At 41.9% G+C, this 23470-nt stretch carries 29 protein-coding genes, 4 tRNA genes and 2 pseudogenes; 16 read left to right on the forward strand and 19 right to left on the reverse strand.

What is annotated here, in order from left to right; genetic code table 11:
* The 9 genes from R2I63_RS07515 to R2I63_RS07555 form a co-directional block, all read right to left on the reverse strand.
* Nucleotides 1-1260: a YkgJ family cysteine cluster protein gene (locus R2I63_RS07515; RefSeq protein ID WP_316356356.1), complete on the reverse strand. Its 1260-nt coding sequence runs from the start codon at nt 1258-1260 to the stop codon at nt 1-3.
* 20 nt (nt 1261-1280) lie between these two features.
* Nucleotides 1281-1592 carry a hypothetical protein gene (locus R2I63_RS07520; protein WP_316356359.1) on the reverse strand — a complete coding sequence of 104 codons (312 nt, stop codon included), beginning with the start codon at nt 1590-1592 and terminating at the stop codon, nt 1281-1283.
* A 62-nt stretch (nt 1593-1654) separates the two neighbouring features.
* Entirely contained in the window at nt 1655-2275 is a 621-nt protein-coding gene (locus R2I63_RS07525) for a LysE family transporter (RefSeq protein WP_316356361.1), read from the reverse strand.
* 24 nt (nt 2276-2299) lie between these two features.
* A complete protein-coding gene (locus R2I63_RS07530) occupies nt 2300-2953 on the reverse strand; it encodes a DUF2490 domain-containing protein (RefSeq protein ID WP_316356364.1) in 654 nt (217 codons plus the stop codon).
* Entirely contained in the window at nt 2953-3852 is a 900-nt protein-coding gene (locus tag R2I63_RS07535) for a glycosyltransferase family 9 protein (protein ID WP_316356366.1), read from the reverse strand. Before R2I63_RS07535 ends, R2I63_RS07530 begins: the two co-directional genes overlap by 1 nt.
* Nucleotides 3827-4753 carry a glycosyltransferase family 9 protein gene (locus tag R2I63_RS07540; RefSeq protein WP_316356369.1) on the reverse strand — a complete coding sequence of 309 codons (927 nt, stop codon included), beginning with the start codon at nt 4751-4753 and terminating at the stop codon, nt 3827-3829. Before R2I63_RS07540 ends, R2I63_RS07535 begins: the two co-directional genes overlap by 26 nt.
* Nucleotides 4750-6348, reverse strand: a complete 1599-nt coding sequence (groL, locus tag R2I63_RS07545; RefSeq protein WP_316356372.1) for a chaperonin GroEL — start codon at nt 6346-6348, stop codon at nt 4750-4752. The genes R2I63_RS07540 and groL overlap by 4 nt, the downstream gene beginning before the upstream one ends.
* A gap of 2 nt (nt 6349-6350) precedes the next feature.
* Complete coding sequence (gene nadC, locus R2I63_RS07550; protein ID WP_316356374.1) at nt 6351-7181, reverse strand: carboxylating nicotinate-nucleotide diphosphorylase; 831 nt, start codon at nt 7179-7181, stop codon at nt 6351-6353.
* Between the two features lie 132 nt (nt 7182-7313).
* Nucleotides 7314-8222 carry a YitT family protein gene (locus R2I63_RS07555; RefSeq protein WP_316356376.1) on the reverse strand — a complete coding sequence of 303 codons (909 nt, stop codon included), beginning with the start codon at nt 8220-8222 and terminating at the stop codon, nt 7314-7316.
* Nucleotides 8223-8378: 156 nt separating this feature from the next.
* Here R2I63_RS07555 and R2I63_RS07560 point away from each other — a divergent pair, with 156 nt between their 5' ends.
* Nucleotides 8379-8963 carry a hypothetical protein gene (locus R2I63_RS07560; protein ID WP_316356378.1) on the forward strand — a complete coding sequence of 195 codons (585 nt, stop codon included), beginning with the start codon at nt 8379-8381 and terminating at the stop codon, nt 8961-8963.
* A gap of 30 nt (nt 8964-8993) precedes the next feature.
* Here R2I63_RS07560 and R2I63_RS07565 read toward each other — a convergent pair.
* The 5 genes from R2I63_RS07565 to R2I63_RS07585 form a co-directional block, all read right to left on the reverse strand.
* A tRNA-Asp gene (locus tag R2I63_RS07565) sits at nt 8994-9067 on the reverse strand.
* A gap of 21 nt (nt 9068-9088) precedes the next feature.
* Nucleotides 9089-9161: transfer RNA gene (locus tag R2I63_RS07570), tRNA-Val, on the reverse strand.
* Between the two features lie 17 nt (nt 9162-9178).
* Nucleotides 9179-9967 (reverse strand): 5'/3'-nucleotidase SurE, encoded by a 789-nt coding sequence (gene surE, locus R2I63_RS07575; protein ID WP_316356381.1) that lies wholly within the window; start codon nt 9965-9967, stop codon nt 9179-9181.
* Entirely contained in the window at nt 9948-11387 is a 1440-nt protein-coding gene (locus tag R2I63_RS07580) for a sodium/proline symporter (protein ID WP_316356384.1), read from the reverse strand. Before R2I63_RS07580 ends, surE begins: the two co-directional genes overlap by 20 nt.
* A complete protein-coding gene (locus R2I63_RS07585; RefSeq protein ID WP_316356386.1) occupies nt 11384-12115 on the reverse strand; it encodes a tRNA lysidine(34) synthetase in 732 nt (243 codons plus the stop codon). Before R2I63_RS07585 ends, R2I63_RS07580 begins: the two co-directional genes overlap by 4 nt.
* A gap of 19 nt (nt 12116-12134) precedes the next feature.
* Between R2I63_RS07585 and R2I63_RS10705 the strand changes: the two are divergent.
* The 5 genes and pseudogenes from R2I63_RS10705 to R2I63_RS07610 all read left to right on the forward strand — a co-directional run.
* A pseudogene (locus tag R2I63_RS10705) lies at nt 12135-12233 on the forward strand (SEC-C metal-binding domain-containing protein); the annotation flags it as partial.
* Nucleotides 12234-12491: 258 nt separating this feature from the next.
* Nucleotides 12492-12564: transfer RNA gene (locus R2I63_RS07595), tRNA-Thr, on the forward strand.
* A 15-nt stretch (nt 12565-12579) separates the two neighbouring features.
* Nucleotides 12580-12661: transfer RNA gene (locus tag R2I63_RS07600), tRNA-Tyr, on the forward strand.
* Nucleotides 12662-12938: 277 nt separating this feature from the next.
* Complete coding sequence (locus R2I63_RS07605) at nt 12939-13709, forward strand: hypothetical protein (protein WP_316356390.1); 771 nt, start codon at nt 12939-12941, stop codon at nt 13707-13709.
* Between the two features lie 42 nt (nt 13710-13751).
* On the forward strand, nt 13752-14342 hold the full coding sequence (locus R2I63_RS07610) for an SET domain-containing protein-lysine N-methyltransferase (protein ID WP_316356393.1): 591 nt from the start codon (nt 13752-13754) through the stop codon (nt 14340-14342).
* 9 nt (nt 14343-14351) lie between these two features.
* Here the strand turns inward: R2I63_RS07610 and R2I63_RS07615 are convergent, their stop codons facing one another.
* A complete protein-coding gene (locus R2I63_RS07615; protein WP_316356396.1) occupies nt 14352-15134 on the reverse strand; it encodes a class I SAM-dependent methyltransferase in 783 nt (260 codons plus the stop codon).
* Nucleotides 15135-15291: 157 nt separating this feature from the next.
* On the opposite strand from R2I63_RS07615, the gene R2I63_RS07620 reads away from it, so the two are divergent.
* The 5 genes and pseudogenes from R2I63_RS07620 (at nt 15292) to R2I63_RS07640 (ending at nt 17428) form a co-directional block, all read left to right on the forward strand.
* Nucleotides 15292-15492 carry a DUF378 domain-containing protein gene (locus R2I63_RS07620; protein WP_316356400.1) on the forward strand — a complete coding sequence of 67 codons (201 nt, stop codon included), beginning with the start codon at nt 15292-15294 and terminating at the stop codon, nt 15490-15492.
* 25 nt (nt 15493-15517) lie between these two features.
* Complete coding sequence (locus tag R2I63_RS07625; protein WP_316356402.1) at nt 15518-15730, forward strand: DUF378 domain-containing protein; 213 nt, start codon at nt 15518-15520, stop codon at nt 15728-15730.
* 347 nt (nt 15731-16077) lie between these two features.
* Nucleotides 16078-16602 (forward strand): annotated as a pseudogene (locus R2I63_RS07630) (reverse transcriptase domain-containing protein); the annotation flags it as partial.
* Between the two features lie 93 nt (nt 16603-16695).
* Nucleotides 16696-16995, forward strand: coding sequence for a group II intron maturase-specific domain-containing protein (locus R2I63_RS07635; protein ID WP_316359793.1), 300 nt, complete (start codon nt 16696-16698; stop codon nt 16993-16995).
* Between the two features lie 136 nt (nt 16996-17131).
* Nucleotides 17132-17428 (forward strand): hypothetical protein, encoded by a 297-nt coding sequence (locus R2I63_RS07640; RefSeq protein WP_316356404.1) that lies wholly within the window; start codon nt 17132-17134, stop codon nt 17426-17428.
* A gap of 256 nt (nt 17429-17684) precedes the next feature.
* Here the strand turns inward: R2I63_RS07640 and R2I63_RS07645 are convergent, their stop codons facing one another.
* Nucleotides 17685-18836, reverse strand: a complete 1152-nt coding sequence (locus R2I63_RS07645) for a hypothetical protein (RefSeq protein WP_316356406.1) — start codon at nt 18834-18836, stop codon at nt 17685-17687.
* Between the two features lie 345 nt (nt 18837-19181).
* Here R2I63_RS07645 and R2I63_RS07650 point away from each other — a divergent pair, with 345 nt between their 5' ends.
* The 3 genes from R2I63_RS07650 (at nt 19182) to R2I63_RS07660 (ending at nt 20087) form a co-directional block, all read left to right on the forward strand.
* A complete protein-coding gene (locus R2I63_RS07650) occupies nt 19182-19550 on the forward strand; it encodes a hypothetical protein (RefSeq protein WP_316356409.1) in 369 nt (122 codons plus the stop codon).
* Nucleotides 19551-19631: 81 nt separating this feature from the next.
* Nucleotides 19632-19898 (forward strand): hypothetical protein, encoded by a 267-nt coding sequence (locus R2I63_RS07655; RefSeq protein WP_316356411.1) that lies wholly within the window; start codon nt 19632-19634, stop codon nt 19896-19898.
* Between the two features lie 30 nt (nt 19899-19928).
* Complete coding sequence (locus R2I63_RS07660) at nt 19929-20087, forward strand: hypothetical protein (RefSeq protein ID WP_316356413.1); 159 nt, start codon at nt 19929-19931, stop codon at nt 20085-20087.
* Here R2I63_RS07660 and R2I63_RS07665 read toward each other — a convergent pair.
* Together R2I63_RS07665 and R2I63_RS07670 are read right to left on the reverse strand one after the other, a co-directional pair.
* On the reverse strand, nt 20069-20779 hold the full coding sequence (locus R2I63_RS07665; RefSeq protein WP_316356416.1) for an adenylate kinase: 711 nt from the start codon (nt 20777-20779) through the stop codon (nt 20069-20071). The two genes, R2I63_RS07660 and R2I63_RS07665, sit on opposite strands and share 19 nt — an antisense overlap.
* A gap of 211 nt (nt 20780-20990) precedes the next feature.
* A complete protein-coding gene (locus R2I63_RS07670; RefSeq protein WP_316356419.1) occupies nt 20991-21929 on the reverse strand; it encodes an ATP-grasp domain-containing protein in 939 nt (312 codons plus the stop codon).
* 282 nt (nt 21930-22211) lie between these two features.
* On the opposite strand from R2I63_RS07670, the gene R2I63_RS07675 reads away from it, so the two are divergent.
* The gene (locus tag R2I63_RS07675; RefSeq protein WP_316356421.1) at nt 22212-22460 is read left to right on the forward strand and encodes a hypothetical protein; all 249 of its coding nucleotides are present in this window, start codon (nt 22212-22214) and stop codon (nt 22458-22460) included.
* Nucleotides 22461-22569: 109 nt separating this feature from the next.
* Nucleotides 22570-22986, forward strand: a complete 417-nt coding sequence (locus R2I63_RS07680) for an autotransporter outer membrane beta-barrel domain-containing protein (RefSeq protein WP_316356423.1) — start codon at nt 22570-22572, stop codon at nt 22984-22986.
* 46 nt (nt 22987-23032) lie between these two features.
* Here R2I63_RS07680 and ndk read toward each other — a convergent pair whose 3' ends face one another.
* Nucleotides 23033-23458 (reverse strand): nucleoside-diphosphate kinase, encoded by a 426-nt coding sequence (ndk, locus tag R2I63_RS07685; RefSeq protein ID WP_316356424.1) that lies wholly within the window; start codon nt 23456-23458, stop codon nt 23033-23035.
* Nucleotides 23459-23470: the final 12 nt, after the last annotated feature.

A 23470-nucleotide genomic window follows, 5' to 3' on the forward strand; every position in this document is an offset into this window, starting at 1 on the left:
TCAATCTTCTAAATGTTTTTCAATATCTGGCAGCGAAATAAGAGGAGCCTCTTTGTGATCAATCCCTTCGCACCGCGCTTTTGCTTCTTTCCACGCCTGGGGATTTTCGAGATTTCCTTTCCACCAGGGGAAGGTGCGGCATTGCTGCGGGCGAGATTCATAGATTTTGCAGAATTTTTTATCCTCAAGAAAAATGCAGTCTTCTGTGACAGGATCTTCAATAAGAGAGATGTCAAACCCGAGCTGCCGGGTATACTTTTTATAAAACTCGTCCTCTGTAAGCTCTAAGTGTTTCGTAATATTCCTAACATCTTCTTTTTCGATCCAGACAAAACCTGATCCCGTGCAACACTTCCCACATCCTGTGCATTTAAAACGGAGTCCATTTTGATACCAAGGTTTTGATTCAAATAAGAAGGTCTGTACATTTGTTTCTTTCCAGCCATCTTTCCATTGGTTTACTGTGAGTTTTAGAGAATTTCCTTCTAAGTCCATCTGGTTCCACGATCCATTGCGGTGGCCAGTGCTTCCGCTATTAAGAATAAGAGGAAGCTTATTCGGGCGCAAGTCAGCAATCGTGTGGCGATGGGTATGTCCGTGGAGATACATCTGAATATGAGGGCAGCTTTCAATGATCTGAAGGAGTTGATTTCCTCGAATAAGGCGACGACGAGGTGTGTCATGGTCGAAGAATGGAAAGTGGTTCACCAGGAGAATGTTTTCATCAGTGGGAATCTTCTCGATGAGTTTTTTGAAGTTTTCTTCAACGATAGGAGAAAAATAACCGTTTGATGAAACAAGTGAGGTAGCAAGCGCTGTATCCATTAAAACGAGGTGCCATCCCGGAGCAAGTGCTATAGAGCACACTCCATGTTGACTTAGTGAAAACTCGCTATTCTTTGGCGAGGGGAAGGCGCGGTAAAAGCGTTTGGTTCGATCGGATTTTTTTGTATAATGATCATGGTTTCCAGGAATGACAAATACTTTCATTCCTTCTTTCTCTAAAGCTTCTACAAAATGTTTTGCCATTTTGTATTCCTGGTGGCTTGAGGTGGTGGTTAAATCACCGGAAATGATGACGTGAGTGATTCCCTTCTCTTTGAACTCAGAGACAAGCGAAAAAGGACGCTTGTTGAGGTATTGCTTGGAGCGGTTAAACAGGAGGTTCATGTTCCCTAGCCACTGCTTAGAAAAAAACTGCGCAGGACTCAAAGAAAACTTTGAAAAATGCAAATCTGAGATATGGGCAATCCGAATCATGCCCACCAGTATACCTCTAACTACCTTTTCTTTTTGAGGAATTTTTGCAGCTTTTTTTGGAGGCGTCCTGCGGCATCTAAAGTTTGTTTTTGAACCGTTTCCATCCAGTTTTTTCCTTCACGGTGAATGCTCTCAGGTTCAGTTTCCCAGGTCACATCATCAGGAGATGTCATATGAGATTTCTTTTTTGAGCCGGCCTTTCCACGTGCAGCTTTATTTGTCTTAGAAGAAGTTAAATGTTTCTTTTTTTCCTCTTCGCTTATCTTCTTCTCTTCTGTCTCATATTCCTGCTTTTGTGCTTCACGGATTGCTTTTTTTTGTTCGTGTTTCATGCGGTGAGGGGAGTTTTTCATAGGTGGCTCTCATATTTGATTAAAAAACTTATTATAGTCTCTTAAAAATATTGTTGCAACAATCCAATCAAAGAAAAGACGATGAGAACAAGGGCGGCGTAGCGATGAAATTTTTGGAGGGTCTTTGGAGAAATCATTTTTTTTGAATAGTGGATTGATAGAGAAAAGATCAACCAAAATAAAAAGGAGCCGATGGCCACTCCAACCACTGGTGAAATACCTTCATTAAGATTGGTAGTGTGGACTCGAATTGCAGCAAAGATTGCAGCGAACCCTAAAATTCGAATAGGGATTACAAGAGAGGTCAAGGCTCCTGCTGCAAAAGCTTTTAATGGTCTTCTAGAAAGGGTATCATGTTGGTCAAACTTTTCTCTTTTTCGATAGATCTTGACTGCCATAATAAAGAGGATCGCCGAACCAATGAGGGCAAAACCGGGATGGTTAATATTAGCACTTTTAATCAGTCCCATCATAATCAAAAGAGCGATTGCAGACCAAAGTACTTGCACTGCAACGATTCCAAGGGCTGCTGTGAGTCCAAGCCTGAAATTCTTACCTATAATGTAATGGGCAACAAGAATTATTCCCGAAATCGAGATAAAGGTATAAAAAAAGCCTGTACATGCCCCCTTAAAAAGAAGGAGTAGGTCCTGTTCTAGCATACTCCCTAAGATACCGATGTGATGTTAGAAGTGAAGGGAAAAATGGACCCATGCTACATTTTGGTGGATCCACTTCTTTTGGTGATCCTTGAGGTTTCGGGACATGTAAGAAAGGTTAAGTTGAGTCCTTTGGTGATAAGGAATCTTAAGGCCGGCCTCTAGACGGTTTTCAGAAATCCCCCTAGCTTCGAGCCAAAAGACTTCATTAGCGATGTAAGGAGCAATTTTTCTTCGGGTTACCCGGTGAGGGAAGATGTTCTCTAGTCTATTACGATAGAGCCAGCGGCGTTTACTTCCTAGATATTTATCGTGAATAAGGTATTGGATACGATTACGGTTTCCAATGTACCAACCGCGCCTTGATTGCGCTTGGAAGGTGAGGTCTAAGAATGGGCTGTAAATCTTGCGCCAATGATGATCTACCCGAAGAAAAATATGGCGGTAAGAGGTCTCAATGACTGTATGGGAAGAGCGAATAAAAACAATCCCCCCTTGGTAATGCTTATAGTAGAGCTTACTACCGTCTTGCCCATATCGAAACTCGGTTTCTCCCTTTAAAAAGGTTTTTTTTCCCATCTGGAGGTTGATGGTGTCTGTGTTCCAGACTTGGAAGTCGCCATTTTCATTGAGCCCTCCAAGCAATGCTACAGGAAATATCAAAAGAAGAAGCCATTTCATCAGACAGCCTCATGAAAGGTTTTGACCACCCGGCGGGAAGAGATAAAGGCTTGCCACCTATTTTCTCGAAGCCTAAAGAGTTTTGTATTGGGGATATATGAAGGAGGGGTGACGATTTTTCCAAGAAGAAATCCCGGACGCCACAGTGCCATTTGTTTTGGGCAGCTTGCAACGATGAGGGTGGGAATTCCTAGGTTTGAAGCCAGATGCCCGGTTCCTGATTCATTGCCTATTAAAGAGTAGGACTCATATAGGTAAGAAGCAAGAGAGCTTAGATTAGGAAATTCTGGAATAGCAAAAGGAACCCCTCTCCATTTTTCTTTCTCTTCATGGCTAAGTGAAAAAGCGATTTCAAACCCTTCTTTTTCGAGTTTCTCTGCCACACCCAAAAATTTTTCTCTGCTCCAAGTTCGCTTGGGAGTTGTGCTTGTTGGATGAATCACTACGCGTTTTTGATGTTTCCGATAGGAGAGTTCTTTGGGAACCGTGATCCCATTTTCTAGAATGGGATCACGGTTCCCAAGGATTGAGGCAATGCTCTGCGCAATGTTTGTTACAAGGGGAAGGGCTCGATCAAAAATGCGGTCTTGAGGATAAATTGCGTGGTGTTTTCCCTCTTCATAGCTAGCGTAAAAGATATAGATTTTCTCGCGATATTTATCAATAAGGTTAGAGGAAAAGGGGGTGTTGTCATTTTGCAAAACAATTAGATCGAAAGCTTCAAGGGAGTCAATGGTTGAGCGTTTAGCAAAGTGATGACCGGGAAACCATCCCTCTAATTCCCCTAGAGAATCCTGAAAGGTTGTGACATCATATCCCTCAAGTTTGAGACGGTGGGAAGCGACCATCATCATGAGGCCGTCGCCCATCCCTTTAGAGCAAATGACTGCGGCTTTCATGCGTTAGCTCCATAAAGGCCTTAAGGGTCCTCTTAACAGGAATAAATTTTTGCCAGTAGTTTTCTCGTATTCGGAAGTTGATTCCTTTAAAGTTAGGAAGAGGAAAGGGAATCGTCACAACCTTTCCGAGCGACCAATCAGGACGCCACAGGCGGACTCTTTTGGGGTTTCCTGAAATGGTTAAGGTTTCAATTCCTAAGTTTGAAGCTAAATGCCCAAGCCCTGAATCATTTCCAATTAGAAATCCTGACTCATAAATATAAGCGGCTAATTCTTTTAAATTTGCAAATAGAGGGAGCTTTACCCCAAGCTCTTCCCATTCCACCCGCTCACTAGGGCTAACACAAAAAACAGGAGAGTATCCTTCCATTTCAAGCAGGTTAGCAAGTTCTAGAAATTGCTCTTTTCCCCAGTTCCGCTTAGGGTCATGGCTCGTTGGGTGGATCACCACTCTCTTGGAATGTTTTTGATGCTCTCCGTTGGGGAGAGTTAGGTCATTTTCTTTGCTGTGGGGGCTCCCAAGGAGTGCGGCGCAAGCATTAGCTAAATTCGTTGCAACAGGGAGAGTAGAATCAAAGAGGAAATCTCCCTCTTTGAAATTTTTGCTTGGAGTAGGAAAGATAAATCGTACATGTCCCATCTTTCCTTGGTTGCGGAGTCGAAACAGATCCCATGCGCGTTTTGAATTATCATTTTCTACAATGACGGTATCATAGCTTTCGAGTTCCTCCAAAAGACCATGGTTTTTAAAGGTGTGATCTTCAAACAGAAGGGATAGATCCTCCGCTCCATCATGAAAAACTGTAGGATTTAACCTACATTTTTTCAGGTGATGGGCTACGATCATCATAAGGAGCCCATCACCGATTCCCGATGCGCATAGAAGGGCGGAACGGGTCATGCCGACTCTTCCTCGTCCTCAGGTGCATCTGCAATCAATACTTCGGAAATCAAGACGATTCCAGCAACCGAAGCAGCATACTTAAGAGAGTTTTTCACAACCTTGGTTGGATCAATCACCTCGCCTTTAACTAGGTCTTCAACTGTCTCACTAGCAGCATTGAACCCAAAAGAAGACGCTTTACTCAGAACTTCTTGTAAGTAAATGGAGCTATCCTTTCCACAATTGTTTACGATTTGCTTAAAGGGAGCCGAGCAAGCACTAAGAACGATTTCCACACCTAGTTTTTCCTCTTGATCAAGCTTCAGTTCCTTGAGCTTTTGGCTTGCTCTGAGAAGAGCAACGCCTCCACCAGGAACAAAACCACTCTCTTGGGCCGCGCGCGTTGCATTTAAACTATCTTCGAAGTCTTGTTTTTTTTGCTTCATCTCAGGCTCAGTCGGAGCCCCCACGCGGATGACTGCGACCCCACCTTGCAATTTTGCACGACGCTCTTCAAGCTTTTCTGCGTCGTAATCACTTGAGGCATTATCATGTTCGACATTAATTTGCTTAATACGCGCGCTGATCTCTTCTTTTTGCCCCATACCCCCAATAATTGTGGTATTTTCTTTGTCGATTTCAATGCGCTCTGCTTGCCCGAGGACTTCTTCAGTTGCTTGTACGAGCTGCATTCCTTTCTCTTCAGAGACAACGGTGGCTCCAGTGAGTACTGCGATATCTTCAAGCATTGCTTTGCGTCGATCGCCAAAGCCTGGTGCTTTGACTGCAGCAATCTTCAGTGAGCCTCGCAACTTGTTCACAACGAGCGTTGAAAGGGCATCTCCCTCAATGTCTTCTGCAATAATGAGTAGACCTTTTCCAGAAGCAGCAATTGACTGCAGCAAAGGAAGAATTTCCTGAATAGAAGAAATCTTCTTATCGGTAATCAAAATTCCTGTATTTGTCATTTCGACCATCATTGTTTCAGCATTCGTGCAGAAATAGGGACTTGTATATCCACGGTCAAACTGCATGCCTTCAACCATTTCAATTGTGGTGGAAGTTCCTTTTCCTTCTTCAATCGTAATAACGCCAGAGCTGCCGACTTTATCAATGGCATCAAAAATTGTTTGGCCGATTTCCTTGTTTCCAGAAGCGGAGACCGTTGCGATATTTCGGATTGCATCGGCTTTTTCTACGGGGGTCGCCAAGGCATCAAGTTCTTGCATTATGATTTCAACACCTTTGTCGATCCCGCGTTTTAAGTTGATCGGGCTGACACCACTTGCAATATTTTTGATTCCTTGTTTTACGAGAGTGCGAAGGATAATAATTCCTGTTGTGGTACCGTCACCCGATTTTTCTTTGATCTTTCGTGCAACTTCCTTTCCCATCGAAACACCCATATTCGAGTAAGGGTCCTTTAGTTCAATATCCTTGACGATGCTATTCCCATCGTTAGTGATTTTTGGAGCGCCCCAGCTTGATTCAATTCCGATATTTTTCCCTTTAGGGCCAAGGGTTACACCAACGGTATCTGCAAGCTTGTCAATGCCCTCTTTGAGCTTTTCTCTTGCTTCTTCTTCAAAAATCAATTTCTTAGGTGTTGACATAGTTACTTTCTCCTAATTTTTAAGCTCATATCAATAGCACGGACTGAGTGAGTGAGCCTTCCAACGGAAATCCCATCAACGCCAGTCTTTGCATACGAGCGAATGTTATTTAACTCAATTCCCCCAGAAGCTTCTAAATAGATCTTCTTTTTATTCCGCAAAACAAAGCCGCGGATCATATCGGGGCTCATATTATCAAGAAGGATAGCATCAGGGCAAGCAATTACCGCATCATCAAACATTTTTTCATTTTCCACCTCTACTTGAAGCCGCTTGCTAGGAAAAGCATTCCGGGCGCGCTTAATAGCCTCTTCTAACCCAAGATGCATCAAATGATTGTCCTTAATTAGAATTTGATCGGCCAAGTGGAAGCGGTGATTTTTCCCTCCCCCCATCTTGACTGCATATTTTTGTAAATATCTATGGCCGGGAAGAGTTTTTCGTGTGTCTAAAATGTCGCATAATCCGCCTGTGGCTTTAACATAGAGTGCAGTTTCACTTGCGATACTTGTTGCATGTTGGATAAAGTTGATTGCTGTTCGCTCCATTGCAAGCAAACTGTGAATTGGTCCTTCTACTTCTGCAATAGAGCCTGGTACTGCTCGCGTTCCTTCATCGCCGAGTAACCTCACAGTAATGAGAGGGTCGACTCCATAGGCAATCAATCCTAGAAAAGGTAATCCTGCAACGACTCCCTCTTCCTTTAGTAGAAGAGTTCCTAATCCAATACCCTTGTCAATACAAGCTTGGCTCGTCCGATCCCGAAAGACCTCATCTTCCTTCAAGGCGATCTCAATACTGCGTGTAATTTCGTTCAGTAGGCGGATATCCATACAGCACTACCATAGAGAAAGCAGATCTTCTTTACAATACCTTATGCCAATTTAAAGAAATTGTGGCCTCCAAAAACAGTCCTTCACAAAAATCTTCAAGACAATTCAATCCTTTATCCCTTAAAAGTAGTATTATTTAGCGGGGATGGCTCGCTTCCAGCCTTTCTTTTTATTGGGGAGTTTTGCCTGTCTTCCGTAGACCACTTCATGAAGGTTTTCAACCGCCATGAATGCTGAGGGGTCCTCACGAAGAATAAGATCCTTGAGATCCGCTAAGTCAAGACGCTCGACAATAACAAAGAGAATTTCCCGGGCATCTCCCGAGTAACCGCCACGACCATACATGATAGTGAGACCAAGTCCCATTTCATGCATGACAAGCTGGGTGAGTTCTTTGGGTTTAGTCGAGATAATGATCACCGACTTGAGTTCATCGAGACCTACAATAACAATATCCATCATTTTGAAGGCCACTACATAGGTAAGGAGCGACCGGAAAGCAATATGCCAATCACGGAAAATTGCGCCGTAAGCCGCAAATATAAAGATGTTTATGAATAGGACAACTTGTCCAACAGTGAACCCTTTTTTACGGTTAATGATGATGGCCAGGATCTCTGTTCCATCAAGGCACCCCCCATTTCGGATAATCAATCCTGCACCAATACCCAGAATAGCACCGCCAATCACGATGACTTCTAATGGGTCTGATTCAAAAGGTTCCACATGGTTTAGGAGGCCAAGAAAGATCGAAAAAAGAATCACCGCAATGATCATCTGTATGAAAAAAGTCCGCCTAATAAACTTATATGAGAGGTAGATAAAGGGGAGGGTTAGGACAATAAAGTATATGGGAAATAGGACTTTTGTGGAAACGCGGGTCAAAATCATCGAGATACCGATAATCCCCCCGTCAATTAATTCATTGGGAAATAAGAACATTTTAATTGAGAGAGCAGCCAAAAAAGCCCCCACTGCCGTCCAGAAGTATGAGAGAATATGCTGAGTTTTAGACTTATGACTTGGATGTGTGCTGACCATTATTACTACCTAGTTTTTTGGCACTCTACCACGCCTTCAACTTTCTTTTCCACTACGAACCGACTTCAATTATCAAATTTCCAGGGTAGATTTTCTGAAATTAATCCGCGATTTTTTTATAATCTCTGGCCATGATCGTGTTTAATGTATTAAGAAATGGTTTTTTCGCCGCCTCAGACTGGAGAAGAGGCCCGAGAAGTTGTTGAGACCGCTTTCCTCCATGTAAAGGGAATTCCTGATGGAATGAAAAAGATCAATAGAGAGGGCTCAATTTTTGTTTTGCCCAGTGATCTCTGCCCTCATTTTGTCATCAAAATTGAGAATCTATCGATTTCTAAATTTTATTTTGGCGAGAAAACTTTTGAGGTTGAGGAAAAGTCTTTACAGCTTAGGGTTCCGATAGCGGATTTGTGGAGAAAGATCATTTTTGAAAATGGACTCGACCTTCTTTATGTTCCTAAGAAATGGGTCTTTTCAAAAGGGATTATTGCGGAAAAGCTTGATCTTTTAAGAGATACCAGGAAACTTTTTGAGGAGATGAGAGTTGCAAAACGTTGCCTCTTTATCGAGCAGCTGTGGACGTTTGTTTGTCTGACGAGGTTCCATGATATTAGAGGTAATGTTGCTTTGGCAAAAATTGATGGGGTTGCAAGACTGGTCATTTTTGATACGGAGCCCCCAGAGCGAATCTCTGAGGCGGATTTGGTAGGAAATTTTTGTGCTCAGGCACCCTTTCCATAAGATGAAAAAATAGATGTGATCGCAAAAGATCGCGGGAGACGAGACTCGAACTCGCAACTTCCAACGTGACAGGCTGGTGCTCTAACCAGTTGAACTACTCCCGCAACTGGATTTTTTAGTAGTGATGGGCGCAAAAGGACTCGAACCTATGACCGCCTGTGTGTAAGACAGGAGCTCTACCAACTGAGCTATACGCCCGTCATAAGTTCACTACTTTAAATCAATAGCGGAATTTTCTTCAAGTTTTTTCGAAAATAACGGTCAAAATACGCCTTTTTTTTATGGAAATGTGCATGGTCGGTTAGTTCACTGATCTGGATTGGGACCGCGGTGACAAACCCTTCTTTTAATAGAGCAATGTCGCTCTCTGGATGTTCTTCTAGATCATTAGATAGTTCATCGAGATGGAAGTCAAGATGCCCTTCGGGATGAAGTTTTTTTCGGAGTGATTCAAGCCAGAAAGAAAGTCCTTGTCTAGCAAATTTTACCCCTTGAATTTCCTCTTTTGGAAAATTAACGTTCAAGAAGCTTCCCTTCGGAAGGGGATTGTCGGCAACATATTGGACAATGAGTGCTAAGTACTCCTTAACATGTGGGAACGTTTTGGATTGACTACAGGTATAGGAAAAAGCGATTCCTGGAATTCCTTGTAAAATTCCTTGAATGACACATCCTGCTGTTCCACTTGAAAAGATGCCTCGTCCTGCATTGGAACCGTGGTTGACTCCCGAAACAATTAAATCCGGAGGAGAGTCAAGGACGCCTCCAATAGCAACCTTGACGCAGTCAGCAGGAGTTCCTCTGACCTTCCACGCTGGGGTTGCATCAAACCCTCCTGCTTTCTCAGCGCGCAGGGGACCATAAAAGGTGACACTTACCCCCATGCCTGACTGCTCTTCCATTGGAGCAACAATTGTAAGGTCAGCAATATCTTGAAGCCCTTCCCATAATGTTTTAAGACCAACAGCGTCGATTCCGTCATCGTTAGTGATTAGTATGTGCATGATGATGTTTACGCCTTGTGAAATACGATAAAGCGATAATAGCTAAGCTGCTCAATAAAAATCCAGGGACAAGGGTAGGAATATTAACCGAAAGGTGTTTGTCAATCAGAGGCCAGACGAGGGCAACAACAGCCCCGACAATAATTCCTCCCCAAGCGCCGTATTTATTGGCCTTTTTCGAGTAGAGGCAAAAGATAAGAAGAGGGCCAAAGGCTGATCCTAGTCCCGACCAAGCAAAAAACACGAGGGAGTAGATTGTGCTTACCTTGAAAAAAGCAATCAAGTACGCAAATGCTGTGACAAGAAGGATGAAAAGGCGCGAGACCCATAGAAGTTGTTTTGATGTGGCATTTTTATGGAAAATACGTTTGTAGAAATCTTCTGTCAAACTTGAAGCTAATACTAGAATCTGAGAATCCATGGTTGAAATTGTAGCACCTAAAACAGCACACAAAATAAGAGCGATAATGAAAGGATGGAATACCTCCTCGATCATCTTTACAAAGACAAGTTCAGAGTCTGCAAGTCCGTTCGTAAAATAGGCAATTCCAATTAAGCCAATCAGAGTGGCACTTCCCAAAGCAATGATTTGCCAAGTCATTCCAACAGCCATGGATTTTTTTATATGAGAGATTTTTCGAATCCCCATAAACTTTGTGATGATATGTGGTTGACCAAAATACCCAATTCCCCAGCCACAAATCGAAAAGAAAATCATCCATAGGGTTTTCGGGTGGGTATTAGGAGTCATCGATAGAGAAATGCTGTGCGCGCTTGCTGCTGAAGTAATTCCTGTCCATCCACCCACTTGAGGGAGGACAAGAAGAGGAACGGCAATGATCACAAGGAGCAAGAATATTCCTTGAAAGAGGTCGATCCATGCAAGAGTTGTGTATCCCCCAATAAACAGGTAAGGGATCACGACAAGAATTCCAACAGAGATTCCGATGTGATAATCGATTCCAAAAAGGGATTGAACCAAAATACCAAGCCCTACAATCCCCGCAGAAATATAGATTGAATAGAAGATAAAAGAAATCACTGCTGTAAAAATGCGGATCATTCCTGAGGTGTCATGAAAATGGCTTTCAAAAAATGACGAGAAGGTGAGGCTGTTGTACTTTTCGGTTTGAATGCGTACACGAGGAGCAACAACAAGCCAATTTAAAAACATGAAAAGGCACAGCCCGACGGCGAACCATGCGTTGAAAAGCCCCCCGATAAAGATGACAGCTGGAAATCCCATGAAAAGCCAGCTGCTCATATCGCTAGCGTGGGCTGCCATTGCTGTTAGCCAATAGTTGAGAGACCTCCCACCAATGAGGAAGTCATTTGCCGTTTGCTGTTTTCGATAGGATAAAAACCCAATCAAAAAGAGGATGGCAACATAGATGGCAATTGCTAAAAGTTCATGAGTCACTTTTCTAAAGCTTTGGTTGATCCATATTTTAAGGCAGCCTGAGCCAGATTCGTTTGAGCGTTAGGAAAAATTGTTTCCAAATCCTTTAAGAGGCTTTTGACCTCCATCCGTTTCGAATCTTGTCCAACAGGACATTGGCATGTGATGCGTGCATAGCCGTGGAGCTTTGCAAACTCATATATCGCCTTTTCTGAAACATAAAGCAAAGGGCGAATAATCGTCACTCCATAATCATGCATTGGCACTTTCGGAAGGTTTGCTGCGAACTCTCCTTTATGAAGAAGGTTCATGAGAAGCGTTTGAATACTGTCATCTTCATGGTGACCAAATGCTACAACCGGTGCCCCTACATCCTTTGCTGTTTCAAAAATCAACTTCCGTCTTTCTCTTGAACAACGGTAGCAAGCAAGTGTTTCCAGCGTTTGATTCGATTCTCTAATCGTTAGAGGAACCTCAAGCTTATCGCAAATACCCTTTAAAAAACTTTCCTGAACAGAAGCGCCACAAGAAAATTCTCCTGTCACATGAATAGCATGGAGCGGAAGGTCGGGGAACCCACGCCCTAAAATAGCCTTGAGCATGACCAAAAGAGTGATGCTATCCTTCCCTCCGCTGAGGGCAATAGATAGCCCCGTAGCTCCCTCGAGCAGCTGAAAGTCAAAAAGCGCCTTTCGCGTCGTACTTTCAATTTTTTTTCCAATCTGAGTCCAAGGTGGAGATAAATTCATGAGACCATTATATTCGATAGTAAGTGATAAAACAATAAGCGATATGAAAGAAGTCGGTAGAAATGACCCCTGCCCTTGCGGTTCAGGGAAAAAATATAAGAAATGTTGTGCTCAGAAACCCCCGATGCAAAGGCGGACTTTTCGTCAAATCGAGTCCTCTCAGTCAGCATCAAGCATTCAAAGAGTGACAGGTGTGCTATCCCAAGCGTTCCGAAATGCCCCAGCTCAGGCAGCTGATAAGCTAGGTGATGTGGTCAAAAAAAGCCTCGACAAAAGGGTAGGAGGTTCTCCCTCTCCAAAAAAAGAAGATGCAGCTCCTGAAAAGGAAGATGTTGATCCAAAAAGCTAATATTTGATATAACGATCTATCCTATTTGCTGGAGTAGCTCAATTGGTAGAGCACCCGACTTGTAATCGGACGGTTGAGGGTTCAATTCCTTTCTCCAGCAACCTTTTACCCCAAGGGGGGTGTCGCATAGCGGCAATTGCAATGGACTGTAAATCCATCGACTTCGGTCTCCGTCAGTTCGAGTCTGACCACCCCCAAATTTATCGTAGCATCTTTGCTAAACCTCGCCTCGCGGATACAATTGTATACCGCTTCATTGCGATTTTCCAAATCTATCTACGCTAAATTTGGGCAAGCTCATTTCTCCTTTTTCATTTTTGGCCGGTTCTTATTGTCTCCTACGGGGATGGTTGAAAACCCTCGCCTTTAAGGCGAAGAAAAAATTAAACTTGTCGCTATGCGACGTTATAATTTAGGAGCGCACACCAAAACAGATTTGAAAGTTCATCTTGTGTGGGTCCCCAAGTATAGAAAATGAATATTGAAATCCTTGATCAAATCGTCCAGAAGCTGATTGCAGATTTCCCACTAAGGCCTTCTGGGAAAGAACTTGAACTCTATGGCCAGCTAAAAAAGCATGAGGAATTTAAAGATGAGCGTTTCAAAGACCATGTCTCAATCCTTGTAGAAAAGATTGTTTCTTATCGGAGTGGTAGAGCTACTTCTGTTCAAGGGATTCTTCGCCATCCTATGACAGAAAAAATTGTGGGTTTCAGAGGATCATTTGAAGAAGAGTCTCCTTCGTGGTTTCGTTTGAAGTTGATTGGATATATTCGAAACGAGTTGACCCCTGCTATACTGAATGTGAAAACAGGTGGTGAAAGAGATTGGCTACATCCGATTCTTGAAAGCTTGGTCCAAATCGGTCAGGTATTAGAACCTTTTGATATTGATGGGTCATATGATGATGAGATGCGAGACTCTATTAAACAATTTTTGTTTAAGGGAATCACAACACATCAGATTTACCAAAACCTACTCATCTACCAACAAGAAATCATCGATCATTCAAATAGCGATCTATGCATTGAAGCTGCGGAAGGAATCAATATGTTTATTCTTGACCATCTTGTTCCTTTTTTAAAGGATCCCGATGTGGAGCCGAGCTGTCTTGAGGTGGAAATAATAACAAACCATCTTCAAATCTTAAACGATGAATTTTCTGTTCATCAAAAGAATCTTTTTAGTCCCTCAATTAATACTCTCAAAAGTTTTTGTAATTTGTTGCAATTATATATAATTTAATTTAGTCATTGGATTATGAAATTAAAAAGGAAAGTGGATCCTATGTATAAAAAGTATTTCGAAATTGAGACGCCCATTGTTTATTTAGAAAACATCAAAGTTCAAAAGAAAGCCGAAGAACGCTTTAAGCGTTCTTGGAAACGGTTTTTTAAAAAGGCTGAACCGATGGTTTCTGAATTTCGAGGAGAACGCTTTGATGCTTTTTTCAGACAGCTTGAAAAAGATGGGTGTGATGAAAGGTATAATCGTCGGGTTAGTATCCGATTTATCAATCCTGTTGTTGGATATGGTGTTTTTGCGAAAGAAGATATTCCTCCTTATTCTACGCTTTGTCAGTACACAGGTTTGCTAATGATCGATGATGAAATTGATCCCGATCATGATAGCACCTTTTCTTTTACCGATTACAAAACATTTTCTATTGATGCTGCTAAGCATGGAAACTGGGCACGCTTCATGAATCACTGCGCTGAGGGAGAAGAAAAGAATAATGCGATTCCTTGGGAACATTATTTGGAAGAAGGTCCTCGGATCGTTTTTACTTCTGGTCAACATGGAATTAAAAAGGGGAAGCAGATTCTCTATTCTTATGGAGATGACTACTGGGTCGACAAAAAATGCGTTAAGTTTTAGAGCGTGTTTCTAACTACTAAACACTTTCCAAAACGTTCCTTGATTTTCAAATGAGAGGGAGCTTTTGTTTGTGAAGCGCTTAAGTGCTTTTTGAATAGGGTATCCCTCATCTTTTCCCCAAAGAAAGTCATCACCACAGAGGATTCCACCACTCATTTCGACATGGGGATACCAGGCTTCAAGGTCTTGTAGTGCGGACTCTTCGTCGTGCGAAGCATCTACATAAATAAGATCAATGGAGGGGAAGAATCTTCTCGAGGCTTCAAGCGTTGTCATTCTAAGAGGGATGATTTGATCGGTCAGCCGTGTTCGAATGACATTGGAAAGGAACTGGTTATAAAGCATGGAGCAATCTTGAGTATGCTCAGCGGATCCTTCCCAATGGTCTACTGCATAGACCGTGCCATTTAAAGGAAGAAAAGTTGCCATAAAGATGGTAGAAATGCCATGCCAGCAGCCCAACTCAACGATCGTTTCAATCTTATTGTTTCTTAGGATATTCCCGAGTCCAATAACCGATTCTTGATTGAAGAAAGAACTTCCTTCAAATGGAAGCAGCTCTTTAACAAGGTGATAAGGTGAAGGACGAAGAAAGGAGGGAAGGGGAGTGAGTTGATAGCCTCCTAGGTTGTGTGGAGATAGGACCTCTTGCCGAAGAAGCTCGTTTAAAGTTTTTTCCGAAATTCCAAGTGCATGGGGATGAGCAATTCTTCCTCCGAATAATTGAAATAACTTAATAGCGCTAAGGGTGTTTCGATTATTTGCCATATTAATACAATATATAATTAACATAAAAATATAATTTCAACTATTTACTAATTAATTTGGATATTATAATTAATAGATATAGGCTTAATTTATGTCTGTTATTGTTTTTGTTAGAAAATTCAATGATGGGTTGCGATTCGAGCCTCGATAGGACTCAATAGACCTTTTTAGGAGTAAACACATGAAAAAATTAGATACACTTGTTTGCGTCCTGCTCTGCATTGGTGGGTTAAACTGGGGTTTAATCGGATTGTTTGAATTCAATCTTGTTGAATACTTTGTTGGCAAAAGCTGGTTAGACAGACTGATTTACGTATTAATTGGTGCGTCTGCGGTTTACCAAGCAGTAGGCTGGAAACAAATTAAAAAACGCTGGAAGTAAGCATTTTAGCTGGAGGATTTCCGTAATGATGAAAAGACTTGATGGCTTAGCTATTCTTTTTCTCGTTCTAAGTGGAATCGTTTGGGGATTCGTAGGACTTTACAGACTCAATCTAGTTGAGTATGTTTTTGATCGCGAATGGCTGGTCCGCATTATTTATGTATTATTCGGATTTGCCTTTATCTACCATACGATCTCTTGGCGCGCAAGTTGCAAAAAGAAAAGAACAAAACGATAAAGTAGTTGCAAGCATGATTGCAACTCATGATCATAGCCGAGCTCGCTATTTGTCGAGCTCGTCTTTCTATATCCAAGAAGATATCCTGTAATACCACCTTCGGGGGCATACGATGTTGTTACTCAGTAGGGGTTGAGGGTTTGAACTCTCGCAGGTATATCATGAGCTGTCTAGTAAGCAATAGAGAATCGGAAATAGGGTCCTGCAAAGCTAAAATCATCGTCAAAGAGGTGCGCATTGCTGTTTAGCTGATCTGGGCCGCCTGAAAATAGACGCGATCTATCAAATATATCTAATTCCCAATAGGTTAACACTCTTCAAAATTCAAAGGACCGAGTAAGCTTTGTGGATACAGACCCCATAAATCCGCCATCCAAGCTTTGCAAACGGCAAGGGAAAGATGCTGGAAATATGATTGGGTGATCGATCTTGATATTCAAGGATTCTTTGATAATCTAGACCATGAGCTGCTTTTAAAAGCGGTAGCTAAACATACAGATTGCAAATGGCACTTACTCTATATTGAACGCTGGCTAAAAGCTCCTGTGGAAAGATCCTGCGGGATAACAGAGCCAAGGACCATGGGAACTCCTCAGGGAGGAGTCATTAGTCCTCTATTGGCAAATCTGTTTCTTCATTATGCTTTTGATAAATGGATGGAAAGAAATTTTCCACAAAATCCATATGAGCGGTATGCAGATGATATCGTTATTCATGCAAAAACAAAACGAGAAGCGGAAGAGCTAAAAAGAGTGATTCAAACAAGACTCGCTGAATGTAAACTTCAGGCGCATCCAGAAAAGACAAAAATTGTCTATTGCAAGGATAGCAACAGAAAAGATTCCCATAGTGAAATTCAATTCACCTTTCTTGGTTATACATTTAGACCAAGAGAGGCAAGAAATAAGTATGGGACTAACTTTACTCTGTTCAGCCCCGGAGTAAGCAATAAGGCCAAGAAGAAAATGAATCAAATTATAAGAGGCTGGAAACTGCACCTTAGGAGCGATCTGTCATTAGAAGAGTTGGCCAAATGGACTAACCCGATCCTTAGGGGATGGGTGAATTACTATGGTCGATTCTACAAAACTGCCCTATACCCAGTATTTTATCATCTCAATGAAACACTCACAAGATGGGTTAAGAGGAAATATAAAAAGTTTAGGCAAAAATTTCAGAGAGCGATTCGTTTATTGGGGAAAATTGCTAAGAAGCAACCCAGGCTCTTTGCTCACTGGGAATTTGGATTTGAACCAACAGCATAAGTCATAGGAGCCGTATGAATCGAGAGGTTCACGTACGGATCTGTGAGGACGTGAGGGGGAGGTTCCCTCGCATTACTCGACTTATACCTCGGGAAGTGCGGAGGAAAGTCGTACACCAGATTGGCGTCAAGTGCTTATGGATAAAGAGGGTTGGATTGAAGGGGGAGCAGAATTCCTCTATATGAGCTCCACTTTAACACCAATATTTGCGGGAGAGCAGGATCTCATCAATGCTTTAATTCCAGCAAATGCTGCTATTTCCGTGCAAAGCCGCAGATCGGAATCGATTGATCCTGAATATAATGCAGAATTCAATCAAATTTTCCTAAGCTCTCAGCAGAAAGAACACCTTTGGGGCCTAGGGCCAAAAGGCACAATAGATTTTGACTTTTCTCTTTTGCCAATCCAATGGAGTCATGACCTAAATTTTTGAGAGTGTTTACTCAAAGAATACTATTCTACAATTTAAGTTGTTTATTATTTATGAGTTAGCTCGCTGTTTTCACATCTTGTCATAAATGGATATTTCTTATCCTAGAACTTCTGAAAATTCCTCTATGAAAATTGATCTTACGTCTCTTTTAAAAATTTTTGCCAGTTCATTCTTTTGGTTAACACTCTCAAATAAAAAAGCCCTTCAGCAAATGCTCAAGGGCTTTTCAGTCGTTAGTCTCTTGGAAACAGAATTCCTAGAAATCCCAATTGAAGGTGAATTCAAATGCTCTAAATCCTAAATTTGTAGGAAAAATATTAAAGAGATTTGTCACATCAGGAATAATCCCCTCGGCTAGAGTTCCTTTGAAGAATTCAGCTTTATTATAATCCTCATCTGAGAAGTACAAAATTTTGTAAGCACCTTCAAACGAAAAATTTTTGTAGGTGTACCTAAGACCTGCTTTTAGAACTGTATTCAGAGTAACTAGATAATCTGTCATTCTTCTCCAAGTACCATCGATATCCAAAGCATTAACTATGTCGAGGTTGACTTTTCCTTTTGCGTAATAATTAGCAAATAGAAGTGCAAACTTCACTTCAGAAATAAAGCTTAAGTTATGGGGGCGTAAATGCATGGGTAGAAGGTCTAGCTGTGACTCCCATTTGAATGAGGGTCCCCAACCGAAGACTTTATGTTTTTGTTGTTGAGCAAGACTCCCACCCATTTCAAAGGGTTCCTCATCCCCATTAAGCGTAAGCGTAAAATTGTTAATGTGGTGGAGATTGATGTTTTGGAAACTGAAACCGAGAGAGAGCTCATTGTGAAAATATTTATCCAAAAGATTCAACAACGCAACTCTAGTTCTAAAGTAGAACTCTGCAAAGTGATATTGCCCTTTCAATCTTGCACTTGCTCCATATCCAATTGCTATAGAACTAGACTGAGGAGGTTGCACTCCCAAGGTGACTTCTCTCACACGATCAGAAGCGCTACTAGAGATATGGTAGTAGTTGTAAAATAGATCTAGGTAAACCTGAGTGGGTATTAAGTAGCTAAACTGACCTGTAATCCCAAGATTATAATCTGCGGGCAAACGCTTTTTCTTGAACTGGCCACTGACAACAGGACTGTCGGTACCTTCGACAAGTCTTCCTTGAATATTTGCAAAATAGGGTATAGAGAAGGTGGGCTGCACTGCCGCTGCTGTGACACCAATTGTAAAGTTAGTGTCATTGTATTTATTTTGGTTTTGGACAGTCTGTATGTGGCCCATTAAACTTTCTGAGTCTTGCTGGGAGTTTTGCATCCCTGCATATAAAGACTGGGAACTGTCTTTATCGACGGCTGCAGCTTGAATGGTAAGCAAAGCGAACACAGAGGCTAGCAGCAAAATGTTTTTCTTCATGATGTCATCCTTTAAGATTTTCATACAATTCTTCTGTGAGATCCAAACCTACTAGAAACGAATTTATAACACAATTTTTTTTTGAATAATTTAAAAAAAAAGGAGTACCTGCGCGATTCATGTGAGATGATCTTGCTTTTAAATAGATATTCTTTTTTACCTTTATTCCCAATGAGTTAGATAGCATCCCTACCAGCCTGGATTCCAAAGACAGTGACCATGAGAAATGAGCCTCTTGTTGAAGAGGGGGTTCGAACGGGAGTAGGGAGCCGCAAAAAAAGAGGGTTCATCCTCTTTTTGAATTAAAACCTAAATATGGAAGAGAAGCGATATTTTTGAGGCGCAATGTTAACGGAAATTCTGAAATCCTATCCGAAAAGAAAAGTGATTGAAGTCCTGCAGGAATTCCTAACGGAAGAAAGGGTTCGGGGAATCGATAAGGTTTTGTCCAAACGGATTCATGGTGTTCAGGTAGGGATTGAAGCTCCTTATGATCTTCTCTTTCGCGTTCCCATGTTTGGAATAGTAGAGAGCTTAAATCTCTCTGTCGCTGCAGAAATTACACTCTATGATTATCTAAAAAGAAAACGAGAAGAGATGGGAGAAGATGGTGACCTTTCTGAAGAAGAACTTCTAGAAGAAAAAGCCCGTTTTTATGTACGGTCTTTAGGCCTTGAACAATCTATTGAAATCCTTAAGAGGAGACTTTTATGAAAAAATGGTTTATTTTTCTGTTTTTCTTTTTGCCTGCATTTTGCATTTACGAACCCCTTAGTAGAGTATTATATTGGCGAGATGAAGGCTCGAGTGTGTGAGGAGGAGACTTCGGAACATTATGGATTTCTATTTTTAAAGCGGACTTTTTTTCCTTATGAGAACCGATTTGTTGATCATTGCTTAATTAGTTCTCGTGATGGAGAAACCCTTGAGCTTGAGCAAACATCTGATTTGAAGGAAGATCTCCATGAAATTATTCTTTCCGACGAGCAGGGACTTATTTCTGGAAGGGGAGCACTCATCGGGTTTCCCTGGGAATGGATGCACCTTCAGGAAAAGCTGTAACTCAACATTGAAAGTCCTGTTGAGGTTGAGGTGAATAATACTATTGAAGGAGATACGATGTTCTCAATGGCTTCGGTGTTCACGCTTGAATCGGACGGAACGCGTGTGTATTTTGGAACATTTTCAGCAAAACTTTATCGCGTCGATATCGAGGTGATAGAAAAGTTTTTTCATGAGTCTTTTGAATAAAGGCTTTTTAGATACTCAAGAATTTCTTCTAAGACCTGATCGATCGATTGGTCACATGAAACGCCTTTAAAGCGTTGATTTTTGGAGTAGTAGGTGATCAGAGGGGCGGTTTGGGTGTGATAAACGGTGAGTCGTTTCTTAATAACCTCTTCCTTATCATCACTTCTCTGGATCAGTGGGGAATGACAATGATCACAAACCCCTTCTTTTTTTGAGGGGGAGTACTGACGGTGAAAGGGAGCGCTGCATCCGCTGCATACCATACGGCTACTGAGCCTTTTGATGATAACTTGATCGTGAAGCTCTAGGTTAAGAGCAACGGTTTTTGTTTCCTCATTGAGGCGTGCATGGTAGGCTTTTGCTTGGTCTAGCGTTCGAGGGAATCCATCAAGGATATAGCCATGCGTGCAGTCTTTTTTGGTGACTCGGGAGAAAAGCATATCGAGAATGAGATCATCGGGAACGAGCTTTCCAGCGTCCATGAATTCTTTCGCTTTGGATCCAAGAGAAGTGTCTTCTTTGATGTTCGAGCGAAGAAGATCTCCAGTTGAAATATGAGGCACATCGAGGGTTTTTTGTAATATTTTTGCTTGTGTTCCCTTGCCGGCACCTGGAGGACCCAATAGAATCACCACAAGGGTTTGTTTTTTGAGCTCTTTTAATTCAATTGTGGGAGTAGCAAGGACTGACATAGCAAACACTGGGGTAAAGATAAATAAGAATAGTCTTCTAAGTAGCGTTGCCCATAGTATAGCAGATAGGTTTATTTATGGCCGGTTTTGGGCTGTTTTTTTGGGATTTTTTTAGGGATTCCAGAGGTGTCATCTTCGAGCTCGTGCTTCAGATCTTTATCTTGCTCTTTTTTTGATTACCTGTTGAAGTTTTTTTTGTTGAATATCAGGATTAACGCAACTCTTCACAAGGAGTTTGGTCGAGGTCGGTTGATGCTTGGCCATTCCAGTCGATATCAAAGGTGAACATGGCGGGAAGACGTTCACGAAGCTTAAAACTCCTGAAGATATAGACTACGAATAGCAAGGGTTGAAATAGAAAGGGCTTGAGGTCTTTTCTTGAAAAGATCACGTCTCGGACTTTGATAAATTTTCTTGCAAATTGAGAGATTTGTCTTGTTTTCCATCCGTAAAGGAGCATCCCCCAAGCGAGTTGTTTGGAATAGCCGAGGGTTGGGGTAATGCATGTTTCGGGGTCAAAAAATGCCTTGGGAAGGTCATCTTTTCCTTGGAAAAGATGAAGACCACTTGTTCCACGGGGATTACATTCAATGGCATATAGATCTCCTGAAGGAAGTTCGATGAAATCAAAGGCAATTTGCCCCGTAAATTTCTCCTTTTCAAGAAAGGTTTTCACCCAATTTTCAATAGGGAGGTGGGCGATAGCTTCGAAATTCAGACACGAATTTCCCTCAATTGAAAAGTCGACAGGATATACGGTGTGAGCAGAAAGTTTTCCGTGGTGTGCGATGCTGTATGAGCAGTATTTCTTTCCATGAAGATATTCTTGGGCAACCAAGGGATTACGAGGGTTGACTTTTACCTTAGGGGGTTTAGAGGAGGTGACTTTTTGAATTTTTAACGCGGCTCGAGAGTAACTGGGTTTTAAAATATAAGGAACATCTAAGGGAACTTTTTCTAGTTCTTCTTGTGAGTGGACAAGGTAGGATCGAGGGGCTTTGAACCCTAGAGAATGAATCTTTTTATTAAAGAGCCATTTGTTATGGAGCTGGTCTAACGTCTCATAATTTTCACATAGGACAGTACATGACTTAGGAAAACGGTTTAATCCCTGTGAAAGGCAAAAAATTTCTTCGAAAGTGGGGATCACTAGGTCTATTTTTTCATTTTTGCAGATATCAACAAGGGCTGCAATAAACCCTTCTGAATGGAAGCGTGGACTGGGGACAACAAAGTTTTGTTTTACTGCATTTGAATGACGGCAAACATGATAGGGGGATGTTTCTGCAACGAAAACTTCGTAACCCTGTTCATGGAAACGTCTGGCAACATCCAGAGTGAAAAGAGAACGGCCACCTGTGAGAAGGATTTTTTTACTAATAACGACCTCGCAGCTTAAAATTTCAATATACGGAAAGTGGAGTTTTTCGTAATGCCAAAAATTAAAAAAGATGTTAAGCTACTTGATATAAAGCGGTTGTTGGTCCTGTTTGCGACAGAGATTGTGGTGTGGCGCGCCTTTGATGGTTTTTTAGGGAAAAAATTCTCAGAAATCATTGATGATTTCAATGCACAGCCCGGGCATCCTCAAGTAAAACTTGTTCGCAAGGAGAATTACCAGATTGCTTTTAAAGAGGGAATTGAAGCGCACCAAAGAGGTAAAGATTCCGACGTTTTGTAGGTTTATGAGGTGGCAACCCTTTCGACGATGCTTAAGGAGAATACCTATATTCCTGTAGGGAAATTAATGCAGAGGTACCACCACCATTTTGATCTTGGTATTTATATTGATGCTGTTCGCAAGCTTGGACCATTTCTACCTTCACAGTGGAAGCTTTAATGAAACAGGAGCAGGTAGCATTAACTTAAGAGTCAATTCGAAAACCTCAAATGCCCTACGCTCTGAGTTGGGACTCAGTTCAAGCTACACCTTTCATGTAAGTGCAGGATGCTGGACCCCCTATGCTCGGATTAGCTGGGTCAATAAAACCCTGCTTAGTAGTAGCTCATACCGAGGAGGATTCCGCGGACAAGTGGGCACATTTTCTGCCAGCGCGACAAGCAAGGGAACCAATCAGTGGGCTCCTGGTTTAGGGATAGAGTTTGCCAACGTGCATGGGTTTTCTCTTCTCTTAAATAGCCGCGCAGAAATCAACGGCAAAATGAAAAACTACTCTGCTGATATGCGCATGGAGTATGCGTTCTAAAAGGCTGGGGAAAGTCTCTATCTTGAGACTTTCCCCTAGCTTGAGGTTAACAAGAGTAGACTTCGTCTTCATTGAAGAAGAAAGCGATTTCTGTTTTCGCAGTGTCAATTCCGTCAGACCCATGTACAGCATTTGCATCAATAGATTCAGCAAAATCTGCTCGGATGGTTCCTGGAGCGGCTTCTTTAGGATTCGTTGCTCCCATTAGTTCACGGTTTTTTGCAATTGCTCCTTCTCCTTCAAGAACCGAGATCACGACGGGACCTGAGATCATGAAGTCGACGAGGTCTTTAAAGAAAGGGCGTTCTTTGTGAACAGCGTAAAAACCTTCGGCATCCGTATGGCTGAGGTGCTTCATTTTTGTGGCAACAATCTTTAATCCGGCTTTTTCAAAACGGGCAAGAATATCTCCGACGTGGTTTTTGCTCACTGCGTCGGGTTTAATAATTGATAGTGTACGTTCTTTTGTCATGTGTTTTCTCCT

This window comes from Candidatus Neptunochlamydia sp. REUL1 (genome assembly GCF_963457595.1).
Classification (GTDB): domain Bacteria; phylum Chlamydiota; class Chlamydiia; order Chlamydiales; family Simkaniaceae; genus Neptunichlamydia.

Excerpts from the sequence above, each read along its gene's own strand:
- R2I63_RS07655 (WP_316356411.1), top strand. The coding sequence starts at position 19,632 with ATGAAGGCTCGAGTGTGTGAGGAGGAGACTTCGGAACATTATGGATTT.
- R2I63_RS07650 (WP_316356409.1), top strand. The coding sequence starts at position 19,182 with ATGTTAACGGAAATTCTGAAATCCTATCCGAAAAGAAAAGTGATTGAA.
- R2I63_RS07535 (WP_316356366.1), bottom strand. The coding sequence starts at position 3,852 with ATGAAAGCCGCAGTCATTTGCTCTAAAGGGATGGGCGACGGCCTCATG.
- R2I63_RS07605 (WP_316356390.1), top strand. The coding sequence starts at position 12,939 with ATGAATATTGAAATCCTTGATCAAATCGTCCAGAAGCTGATTGCAGAT.
- surE (WP_316356381.1), bottom strand. The coding sequence starts at position 9,967 with ATGCACATACTAATCACTAACGATGACGGAATCGACGCTGTTGGTCTT.
- R2I63_RS07615 (WP_316356396.1), bottom strand. The coding sequence starts at position 15,134 with ATGTTAATTATATATTGTATTAATATGGCAAATAATCGAAACACCCTT.
- R2I63_RS07625 (WP_316356402.1), top strand. The coding sequence starts at position 15,518 with ATGATGAAAAGACTTGATGGCTTAGCTATTCTTTTTCTCGTTCTAAGT.
- R2I63_RS07635 (WP_316359793.1), top strand. The coding sequence starts at position 16,696 with ATGAATCAAATTATAAGAGGCTGGAAACTGCACCTTAGGAGCGATCTG.
- R2I63_RS07540 (WP_316356369.1), bottom strand. The coding sequence starts at position 4,753 with ATGACCCGTTCCGCCCTTCTATGCGCATCGGGAATCGGTGATGGGCTC.
- R2I63_RS07555 (WP_316356376.1), bottom strand. The coding sequence starts at position 8,222 with ATGGTCAGCACACATCCAAGTCATAAGTCTAAAACTCAGCATATTCTC.
- R2I63_RS07640 (WP_316356404.1), top strand. The coding sequence starts at position 17,132 with ATGGATAAAGAGGGTTGGATTGAAGGGGGAGCAGAATTCCTCTATATG.
- R2I63_RS07525 (WP_316356361.1), bottom strand. The coding sequence starts at position 2,275 with ATGCTAGAACAGGACCTACTCCTTCTTTTTAAGGGGGCATGTACAGGC.
- R2I63_RS07665 (WP_316356416.1), bottom strand. The coding sequence starts at position 20,779 with ATGTCAGTCCTTGCTACTCCCACAATTGAATTAAAAGAGCTCAAAAAA.
- R2I63_RS07675 (WP_316356421.1), top strand. The coding sequence starts at position 22,212 with ATGCCAAAAATTAAAAAAGATGTTAAGCTACTTGATATAAAGCGGTTG.
- ndk (WP_316356424.1), bottom strand. The coding sequence starts at position 23,458 with ATGACAAAAGAACGTACACTATCAATTATTAAACCCGACGCAGTGAGC.
- R2I63_RS07620 (WP_316356400.1), top strand. The coding sequence starts at position 15,292 with ATGAAAAAATTAGATACACTTGTTTGCGTCCTGCTCTGCATTGGTGGG.
- groL (WP_316356372.1), bottom strand. The coding sequence starts at position 6,348 with ATGTCAACACCTAAGAAATTGATTTTTGAAGAAGAAGCAAGAGAAAAG.
- R2I63_RS07680 (WP_316356423.1), top strand. The coding sequence starts at position 22,570 with ATGCTGTTCGCAAGCTTGGACCATTTCTACCTTCACAGTGGAAGCTTT.
- R2I63_RS07585 (WP_316356386.1), bottom strand. The coding sequence starts at position 12,115 with ATGAATTTATCTCCACCTTGGACTCAGATTGGAAAAAAAATTGAAAGT.
- R2I63_RS07610 (WP_316356393.1), top strand. The coding sequence starts at position 13,752 with ATGTATAAAAAGTATTTCGAAATTGAGACGCCCATTGTTTATTTAGAA.
- nadC (WP_316356374.1), bottom strand. The coding sequence starts at position 7,181 with ATGGATATCCGCCTACTGAACGAAATTACACGCAGTATTGAGATCGCC.
- R2I63_RS07645 (WP_316356406.1), bottom strand. The coding sequence starts at position 18,836 with ATGAAGAAAAACATTTTGCTGCTAGCCTCTGTGTTCGCTTTGCTTACC.
- R2I63_RS07520 (WP_316356359.1), bottom strand. The coding sequence starts at position 1,592 with ATGAAACACGAACAAAAAAAAGCAATCCGTGAAGCACAAAAGCAGGAA.
- R2I63_RS07560 (WP_316356378.1), top strand. The coding sequence starts at position 8,379 with ATGGTTTTTTCGCCGCCTCAGACTGGAGAAGAGGCCCGAGAAGTTGTT.
- R2I63_RS07530 (WP_316356364.1), bottom strand. The coding sequence starts at position 2,953 with ATGAAATGGCTTCTTCTTTTGATATTTCCTGTAGCATTGCTTGGAGGG.
- R2I63_RS07515 (WP_316356356.1), bottom strand. The coding sequence starts at position 1,260 with ATGATTCGGATTGCCCATATCTCAGATTTGCATTTTTCAAAGTTTTCT.